The following is a 9,114-nucleotide window of genomic DNA, read 5'->3' as shown; positions in this document are numbered from 1 at the left end:
AAAAGCCGAGACAGCATGGTTGCTAAGCCGAGGCAGTAAACTGAGTTGATAAATTCTTGATTTTATAAGTTCTTCTTTCCCAAGAAGAGGGAGCTTATTTCTAGTTGACAAGTAGGCTAGTTAGGAGTGAGAAGTGAGTGTATTTCTTGTTGGTAAGTGGTTATAAGAAGTGCAATAGCATTGAGGGGGAATGTTTGTTTATGGCTACTTCTTGTACGTTGGATGCTGAACTCTTTGACAAAAATTATGAAATATTTTTATCATCCATTGACCTTTAGATTACTATAAAATACATACCTTTGTAAAAACAAATCTTAATTAGAACCTTCTAACCCATGAATAATGAAAAATAGCCTATCCTTTGTGCGTACGCGTACTATATATATAGTGCTCTTTATCTTGTATATGCCGGTTTCGGCATGGGCACAACGGGCTGTATCTTCAAAAGAAAAGGTGGCTGCTGCGGCACAGGTGATTCAACGTTTCTCTCACGATGACCGTGTTCGTTTGAAACTTTTGGAGCGTAAAACGGGAGAATTGAAAACCTTCAAGCAGCAAGTGAATCATAATAAACTGATTATAGAAGCCACCAGTCGACGACTATTCTGCTCGTATATGGTCGGGCTTGATACGTGATTACTATCTGCCGAGATGGCAACACTATTTTGAACAACAGAAGACAGGTGCGAAATTCGACATCCCGGCATGGGAGAAGAACTTCGTAGAACGGCAGAAAGGATTTAGCAAGGTGACTCCTATAGCCGATAAAGTGGCTTATGGTATTCAGCTTATCAATGAAACAAAAAACATAATAGAATAAATTAAAAACAGGAAAAGATAATAGACATGAAGATACAAGTTGCAATTATAGGATTTGGAAGGATGGGACGCTTCTATTTACAAGAGTTCCAAAAGAACCCGAAATACGAAGTCTGCTACATCTGCGACGTCAGTCCTGTATGCCGGGACGAGGCTCGTCGACTTTCTCCTGAATCCAAAATCGTGGCCGATTCAGACGAAATATTTGCCGATACTGCCGTACGTTTGGTGGTCTTGAGTGCTGTAGCGAGCGATCGTAAAGCCCGTATAGAACAGTCACTTCGGGCAGGTAAGCACGTGATAGCAGAAAAACCCATTGCCGACACAATAGAACATGAGCGCGAAGTGGTGCAATTGGCTAGCCAAAGCGACCTTTTCTGTACGGTCAATCTGTATCTTCGCAATGCTTGGTACCACCATACGATCAAGCAATTTGTTGATTCCGGAGAGATTGGCGACTTGGCTATCCTGCGCATTTGTCACATGACGCCGGGCTTGGCACCGGGCGAAGGCCATTCATCCGAGGGACCTAGCTTCCATGATTGTGGCATGCATTATGTGGATTTGGCGCGTTGGTATGCCGCCAGCGAGTACAAAACGTGGCACGCGCAAGGCGTCAGGATGTGGAATTATCGCGACCCTTGGTGGCTACAGTGCCACGGAACGTTTGAAAACGGGGTGGTGTTCGATATTACTCAGGGCTTTGTCTACGGACAATTGTCAAAAGACCAGACCCACAACTCGTACATCGATGTGATTGGCACGAAAGGAGTGGCACGCATGACGCACGATTTCCACACGGCAAAGGTGGAGTTGCGAGGAGTCACGCAGACCATTGAAGAGGAAAAAGATTTTGGTGGGAAAAACATAGATGTACTTATCGAGTTAATGGCGGAGTCAATCTTGACTGGCAAACGTGATTCTCGATTGCCTTCATTTGCCGATGCTGCTATCGCTTCGGAGTATTCATGGGCGTTTTTCAATGACAGTCTGGAGCATGATTTACCAGTGAAAGGCGACCTAGGTATATTGGAAGAAATCAGAGAACGTCGCCGAAATATGACCGATGGATATGGTCTTCTGCCCCGTAAATAGGGCTTATCGTCTCGTTGATAGATACTAATCTAAACATAAAACATTCACAGTTTAATTCTAACAGTTATGACAAACATCTCAAGACGCAACTTCATTAAGAAAGGAAGTGCAGCACTTGCAGGAATGATTATCGCTCCGAGCATCGTTCCAAACACGGTATTGGGCAAGACACATGGACATGTTTCGCCCAGTGATAAACTCAATATTCTGGGCGTAGGCGTCGGTGGAAGAGGTGCAGCCGACCTCCAAGCCATGGAAACAGAGAACATTATTGGTCTTTGTGACGTTGACTGGAAGTACGCCGGACACGTTTTCGACAAGTATCCGAAGGCTAAACGCTACAACGATTATCGCAAGATGTACAGCGAGATGCTCAAGAGTGCCGATGCCGTTATGGTGGCTACGGCCGACCATACGCACGCTATCATCGCGGCAGAAGCTATTGCTGCGGGCAAACATGTGTATGTTGAGAAGCCTTTGACGCTCTATGCTTACGAGTCACGACTGCTTACCAATTTGGCAAAGAAATACAAGGTGGCTACTCAGATGGGTAATCAAGGGGCGTCATCGGCAGGTGCTCGACAGGCCATCAACTGGTTGTGGAATGGAGAGATAGGCGAGGTAACACGCATTGAAGCTTTCACTGACCGTCCCATTTGGCCACAAGGCATGGCCGCACCCAAAGAGAAGATGTCCATTCCGGATACTTTGAACTGGGACGCCTTTATTGGTCCGGCTCCATATCGTGACTATCATTCATCTTATACACCTTGGAACTTCCGCGGATGGTGGGATTTTGGTTCCGGTGCATTAGGCGATATGGCCAACCATATACTGCAAGTGGCGTTCAAAGGGTTGAACTTAGGTTATCCCTGCGAGGTCATTGGAAGTTCTACAATGCTTATGACCGATGCTTGTCCGACGGCACAAAAGATTACTTATAAGTTTGATGCACGCGAGAATATGCCTCGTTTGGGGCTGCCGGCATGTACATTGACGTGGTACGATGGTGGGCTTTTGCCCGATTATCCGGAAGGACATCCACTCGGAAAGAAGATGGATGTGAATGGTTGCTGTATCTTCTACGGCACGAAAGATACAATGGTGGTGCCGTGTTATGGGCATGATCCTTATCTCTTATCGGGTAGAAAGCCGGTTGTTCCTGAGCGTCTGCGCGTTGTAAAGGATGACAATCACCAGCAAGATTGGATTCGTGCATGTAAGGAAAGTGCTGCCAATCGTGTGCCGAGTGCTTCCGATTTCAGCGAGTCAGGGCCTCTGAACGAGATGATAGTGATGGGTGTTGCTGCCGTAAGATTGCAAGAATTGGGTCAATGGTTGAAGTGGGATGGTAAGAATATGAGGTTTACGAACATCCCGACAGGCACCAAGATTCGTTCAATCATCGAAGATAAGTTCCAGATTCACGACGGTCATCCAACCTTCGATCGTACTTATAGTGAGCCGGTAGACGCTAATGAACTGGCTGCACGACTCATTCGACCGGTCTATCGCAGTGGTTGGAAGTTGCCCGAAATGCCTATATTGTAAAGGCTAAGTATGGCGAATATAACGACAATCTTATGTATCAATCAACTAAAAAACTTAATCTGAAAGAATTATGAAACATATATTATTAGCAACTGCCATCGCTGCTACGCTGTTGGCATCGTGTGGTAACAAGACTTGTAAGTGTGGTTGTACGAATTGTAAGTGCTCTTGTGCGGCATGTACTGGGGCAAATGACGATTCTACTAAGACGCTTGAGGCTGGCAAAGACTATAAGATAGCCGATAGAACCATTATTGATATTAGTAAATATACTCAAGATAAGGATGGATTTATCACCTTGTTCGATGGTAAAACGCTGACCGGATGGCGCGGTTATGGCATGGACGCGACACCCAAGAACTGGAATGTAGAAGACGGTGCTATGCACTTGAAGGGTTCAGGCAATGGAGAAGCACAGGCAGAAGACGGTGGCGACATCATCTTTGCGCATAAATTTAAGGACTTTGAATTGCAGTTTGAGTACAAAATCTCCAAGGGCGGCAACTCCGGTGTGTTCTATTTGGCTCAAGAAGTCACCGTCAATGAAAACGGAAAAGATGTCTATATTCCCATTTGGCAGTCGGCTTCTGAGTATCAGATACTCGACAATGCCAATCATCCCGATGCTCAGTTGGGTGTAGATGGCAATCGTCAGGCTGCCTCTTTGTACGATATGATTCCGGCAAAGCCACAGAATGCCAAGCCATACGGTCAATGGAACACGGCTAAGATTATGGTATATCAGGGTACAGTGGTTCACGCCCAGAACGGAAAGAACGTTGTGGAATACCACTTGTGGACTCCGAAATGGACCGAAATGTTGCAGAATAGCAAGTTCAAAGAAGGTGGAGAGTTCCCTGTTGCATTCCCATTGCTCAACAATATGGGTGGCGATAACCACGAAGGTTACATCGGTTTCCAAGACCATGGTAATGATGTATGGTATCGCAATGTTCGTATCAAAGAACTCAAATAAACTCTGCGGCCTATGAACAATAAGTTTTTATGTTCATGTATGGCGCTGTTGTTGGTTGGATCCGGCGTTGTTTACGGACAGCGCCGAGCCCATCGGCAACATCGGCTCATGCCGAATAAGGAGATGGCATTGCAGCTTTACTCCGTTCGCGACTTGATAGGCGATGCCGAAAAGTATGCCAAGAATCATGTGGAAGTCTTTCAACGGCTCCGACAGATGGGCTATACGGCAGTAGAAGCTGCCAGCTATCGCGATGGAAAATTCTATGGTGTGTCACCTGAACAGTTTAAAAGCGACGTACAGGTAGCCGGCCTCATGCCACTGTCCTCACATGCTACGCGCGTCTTGACCGATGAAGAAGTGAAGAATCACGACTTCACTGCGGCCATGAAATGGTGGAAAGAGGCTATCAAAGCGCACAAAGCGGCCGGCATGACTTATATTGTTACACCATGGGGTGACGTTCCTAAGACGCTTGAAGAGGCACAAACCCTATGCGATTATCACAATGCTGTGGGTAAATTGTGCCGCGAGTCGGGACTTCTCTATGGCTATCATAGCCATTCACACGAGTTTCAAAAGGTGGGTGATGAGGCGTGGTATAACTATTTCGTAAGCCATACCAACCCCGAATATGTCTTCTTTCAGATGGATGTTTATTGGGCTGTGATGGCTCAACAGAGTCCTGTGGAATGGTTCAAGAAGTATCCCGGTCGTTTCAGACTGTTGCATATTAAAGACATGTATGAGCTTGGTAAGAGCGGTATGGTAGGTTTCGACGCTATCTTCAAGCATGTCAAGGAAGCCGGATTGCACGGTTATGTAGTCGAGATGGAAGGTACCGATGGTACGATAGACATCATGGAAGGTGTGAAACGATGCGCTAATTATCTGCGTCGCAGCCCGTTTGTGAAGGCAAGCTATACGCAGAAGTAAGATGTTTATATAGAGAAAGTGGAACTATGCAATCAGCATAGCTCCACTTTTTGTGTTTGTTTACTATTATATATAGGTGTAAAAGCGCTTTTTAATGGCTGTCTTCTACACGGAAACTCACTTTAACGGTCTTCTCTTCGCCCGGCAACAATGTGAAGTAATTGTCTTCGTAGAGCACGGGGAGAATCTGTTCGCCGTCATTACCTTTCAGATTTAAGCGTACATAGTAGGCCGGAACGTCCGACAGGTTCTTTGCTGTCATGTGGCCCACCATTTCATCTCCCTGCTGTTCAAAGTGCTGACTGAATTGTAATTTGGCTTCAGGCAATGCTTTCAGTGCCTGATAGTCGGCTTCCGAGCGAGCCTCGATGTAGAAGTTTTCGGTCACTTTCCGACCGTTTTCTTTCAGTGTCAGGCGTACCAGTCGGATGGGTAAATCGGCCGATAGCAACTCCGCCACGCGCACGGTTTGGTCTTCTGCCACGTCGGCACGATGGTTACGTGTGCTAATCTTGTTGCCCCTGATGTCGAATTGTTCTTCTACTATCTCCACTTGATGTGCTTGCAAGGTGGTGTTTACCACCTCGATATTCTTGGTATGGGCGTTGAGTTGCACGTGAAGTGGTTCACAAGCCTTCTTAATACCGAAGTAAGCAGCTGTCGGTTCAAGGTAGTAGTCATAGGTTTGCCATACCATTGACGGCCAACAAGGATGACTCATCCACATCAACATGCCCTGTCTTGTTTGCTGAGCTGCCTCATACATGGCGCGATGTAGGTCGTAGTTAATCCATTGAGCTTGCTCCGTGAAGGTCTTGGCACTCTGTGGTTGACCGAATCGGGTAGCTAATATCTCGTTGAAGCTGGCACCACGTTGCGCACCCTTTTGGGTGAAGTCGTGCTGTGCCCAAGCAATGGATTGCGGCCAAAGATGTTCGGGTGCGAGCATGCGCTTAAGACTTTCGTAGCTCACGATATTGGGAAGTCCACGCTCAGAGTGTAGTTTCTCGCCCGTATGAGCGAAGTACCAGTCGGCCGGAACTGCCCAGTAAGGACCGTGACCACTCACTCCGTCGTCGGCTGAACTGGAAATATAGCCTAGTTGCGGATGCTCTTTGGCAATACTCTTGCGCAGTGCTTGGTCGAGCGTAGCAGGCGGATAGCCTTCGTTTCGTCCCACGTAGATGCCGATAGAGGCATGTTGGCGAATGCGATAAATATAGTCGTTGGCATTGTCCATGAACATATTCTCCTGATAAGGGTCGGGGCCGTCCCATGGATTAGCAAGCCAAAAGTCTTGCCAAACCACGATACCATACTTGTCACAAGACTCATAAAATTCTTCGTCGCCAATTTGTCCGACCCAATTACGAATCATCGTGAAGTTCATATCGCGATGGTATCGCACGGCAGCATCGTATTCGCGGCCACGGTAGTTGAGGTTGGTTTCAGAGAAACCCCAGTTTCCTCCCTTCGGATCGAGCCTGTGTCCGTTGAAGAATATTTGCAAGGCTGTATCCATGGTTTGATACGATACTTGGCGAATACCGGCTTTGTAACGGATTGAATCAGACGTTCCATCCATCTCTACGGTATATCCTGCGTCGTACAGATAGGGCTCGCCCATGCCGTTAGGCCACCAAAGCCGCATCTTGCGGTTGCGTAGTTGTGGGTATTCGGTGGGTAAGAAGCTGATGTCTTGTGTGGTATTGGCGTTGAGATGTACCCGCTTTTTGAACTTGATTTCACCAATCCATCCATGTATAGTAGCATCTACAGCACGGTTCAAACTATTGGCTACGCGCACGGTAGGCGTCATTGTGGCCAGCGTGTCAGGCGTGTTAAGTTCTGTAGTCACCATTGGGTCGGCTACGCTTACACCGTCGTTAGCAGTCAAGAAGACGTCGTTCCAAATACCAACTTCTCGTCCCGGCGTCGATGTTATCCAGTCCCAACCGATGCTAGCATGGAATGTTGGGTTGTCGGCACCCAATGCTCCGCCGTTCAAGTCGGTACTTTCCTCGTTCTTTATCTTCACAATGCCGGGGTGGGCGTTGTGGATTACCTTTACTTCCAAGGTGTTCTCGTCTGCTCGGAGATATTTCGTTACGTTGAATTTGCCACGTTTGAAGGCGCCGTCTATCTTACCGATGAGGATGCCGTTGAGGCTGATTTCGGCTTTCCAGTTGATACCATCGAAGTTCAACCATACTTGTTTGCCCTTGTATTCTGTAGGTACGGTGAAAGTGTTTCGGTAGTTGAAATCGGAGTTGAAGAATGATTCCGATACCTGGCGGAGGTTATTGTCGAAGTTGGTCGGGGGCAAAGCGCCGATATTAGCATAGCTTGTGAGCACCGTGCCCGGTACAGTAGCCGGTATCCATTGGGTATCTCCGGCACGACAAAGTTGCCAATTTCCACCGTCGAGCCAATAGCGACCGTCTTCCATACCACGTACTTTGGCCGGCTTGGGCGTGAGGCCGCCACGTCCCATCACCTCTATTTCGGCCAGTGCATAACGACGTGTTGAGCCGGGCTTCTGTAGCAGTAGGCGTACGTAGCGGGCATTGCCGTTGCACGAAATATCTTGTATGGCTTTCTTCGTAGGCATCAGTTGAGCTGCATCGGCCCATGTATGACCGTCTTGAGAAGTCTGTATTTTGCCCTGCTGGGGTGCTTCTATCCAGTGCAGACGCACACGGTCAAAGGTTACTTTCGTACCTAAATCCACTTTCAACCATTGTTCTTGTGAGCCGTCGGCCACCCATGCGCTGGTGAAATTCCATGCTGGTGTTACCTCGACAATGCGGTCTGCTCGCTTAAAGTCCATGCTGCTCACTTCCCAGTAAGCACAGCCTGCCATACGGAAGTGTATGCGGAGATATTTTTGATGGAAACTACCGATGGGCATACGCTTCAATAAAGCACGCAAGGGTAGACGTACTACATCGGTCTGCTTGTTGGGATCGGAGCTTACCATCTGCCGTGTAGCGATGCCGGGCAGATTCTTGGAGGCATCGAGATAGATGCGTTCCCACTTCGTTCCATTGTCCGAACCTAGAATTTCAATGCTGTATCCCTTCGTCGCCTTATCGGGATAATAAGCTATTTTGGCATTGAAAGCGATGGAATCAGCTTGCGGTTGCATACCCTCCCAATGCATTTGGATGTAGGTGTCTTCGCCTTTGAGAAAGTTGGATGTGTGGATATTCTGGTCGAGCACACGTTCCTTGTTGCGCAGATCGAGCGTGCCGTCGGGTGTGGAAACCGTGAGTGTGGTCGGTTTTGTGACCGAGGCGATGCCGTCGGTGGCCAACTGTGCCGTCAAATTATAGTCTATCGACGACGAGGCGATAGCTGCTCTGTGCAAGGCTACATTGCGATAAGTGTTGTCTACGACCATTGTCGGGGCAAAGTTTTCGCACGCTCTTCCCGGATAGAGTCCTATTCCGCGCGTACGGGCATGGCCGTTTGCCGAGGCTAGTAAACACACTGAAGCCATCATAGTAGTTAAAATTAAACGTTTGTGCATATAGTAAATTGCTTTTATAGATAGTTTTTACGGATAGTGCAAAGATAATAAAAATAATCAATAAGCTCTTGATTGATAGATAAAATAAGCGAACAGGATTTACTGCATAGCCGTGGCAGAGATGCTGCCTAGCCCATGCAGCAATGTTGAAAGGCCGTTGCAGCATTGCTGAAAAGCCCCTGCAGCGAGATAAGAAAACAAAAAG

General features: G+C 47.5%; 7 protein-coding genes. 6 read left to right on the top strand and 1 reads right to left on the bottom strand.

Going from position 1 to position 9,114, the window contains the following annotated elements:
* Positions 1 to 342 precede the first annotated feature (342 nt).
* The 6 genes from HMPREF0671_RS11170 (at position 343) to HMPREF0671_RS11145 (ending at position 5,377) form a co-directional block, all read left to right on the top strand.
* Positions 343 to 636: a hypothetical protein gene (locus HMPREF0671_RS11170; RefSeq protein ID WP_062433606.1), complete on the top strand. Its 294-nt coding sequence runs from the start codon at positions 343 to 345 to the stop codon at positions 634 to 636.
* Positions 626 to 820, top strand: coding sequence for an alpha-N-acetylglucosaminidase C-terminal domain-containing protein (locus HMPREF0671_RS11165; protein WP_036900693.1), 195 nt, complete (start codon positions 626 to 628; stop codon positions 818 to 820). Before HMPREF0671_RS11170 ends, HMPREF0671_RS11165 begins: the two co-directional genes overlap by 11 nt.
* Before the next feature lie 26 nt (positions 821 to 846).
* Complete coding sequence (locus HMPREF0671_RS11160) at positions 847 to 1,914, top strand: Gfo/Idh/MocA family protein (protein ID WP_036900691.1); 1,068 nt, start codon at positions 847 to 849, stop codon at positions 1,912 to 1,914.
* Between the two features lie 66 nt (positions 1,915 to 1,980).
* Entirely contained in the window at positions 1,981 to 3,465 is a 1,485-nt protein-coding gene (locus tag HMPREF0671_RS11155; RefSeq protein ID WP_198025906.1) for a Gfo/Idh/MocA family protein, read from the top strand.
* A 70-nt stretch (positions 3,466 to 3,535) separates the two neighbouring features.
* On the top strand, positions 3,536 to 4,441 hold the full coding sequence (locus tag HMPREF0671_RS11150) for a DUF1080 domain-containing protein (protein WP_036900689.1): 906 nt from the start codon (positions 3,536 to 3,538) through the stop codon (positions 4,439 to 4,441).
* Between the two features lie 12 nt (positions 4,442 to 4,453).
* Positions 4,454 to 5,377, top strand: a complete 924-nt coding sequence (locus HMPREF0671_RS11145) for a sugar phosphate isomerase/epimerase (protein WP_036900686.1) — start codon at positions 4,454 to 4,456, stop codon at positions 5,375 to 5,377.
* A 91-nt stretch (positions 5,378 to 5,468) separates the two neighbouring features.
* On the opposite strand, the gene HMPREF0671_RS11140 is transcribed toward HMPREF0671_RS11145, so the two are convergent.
* Entirely contained in the window at positions 5,469 to 8,882 is a 3,414-nt protein-coding gene (locus tag HMPREF0671_RS11140) for a discoidin domain-containing protein (protein WP_052053032.1), read from the bottom strand.
* Positions 8,883 to 9,114 lie beyond the last annotated feature (232 nt).

Source organism: Prevotella sp. S7 MS 2 (genome assembly GCF_000762865.1).
Classification (GTDB): domain Bacteria; phylum Bacteroidota; class Bacteroidia; order Bacteroidales; family Bacteroidaceae; genus Prevotella.
The sequence above is the reverse complement of the archived record's forward strand: the minus strand, read 5'-3'. Positions and strand labels throughout refer to the sequence as shown.

Excerpts from the sequence above, each read along its gene's own strand:
- HMPREF0671_RS11170 (WP_062433606.1), top strand. The coding sequence starts at position 343 with ATGAAAAATAGCCTATCCTTTGTGCGTACGCGTACTATATATATAGTG.
- HMPREF0671_RS11160 (WP_036900691.1), top strand. The coding sequence starts at position 847 with ATGAAGATACAAGTTGCAATTATAGGATTTGGAAGGATGGGACGCTTC.
- HMPREF0671_RS11155 (WP_198025906.1), top strand. The coding sequence starts at position 1,981 with ATGACAAACATCTCAAGACGCAACTTCATTAAGAAAGGAAGTGCAGCA.
- HMPREF0671_RS11150 (WP_036900689.1), top strand. The coding sequence starts at position 3,536 with ATGAAACATATATTATTAGCAACTGCCATCGCTGCTACGCTGTTGGCA.
- HMPREF0671_RS11145 (WP_036900686.1), top strand. The coding sequence starts at position 4,454 with ATGAACAATAAGTTTTTATGTTCATGTATGGCGCTGTTGTTGGTTGGA.
- HMPREF0671_RS11140 (WP_052053032.1), bottom strand. The coding sequence starts at position 8,882 with ATGATGGCTTCAGTGTGTTTACTAGCCTCGGCAAACGGCCATGCCCGT.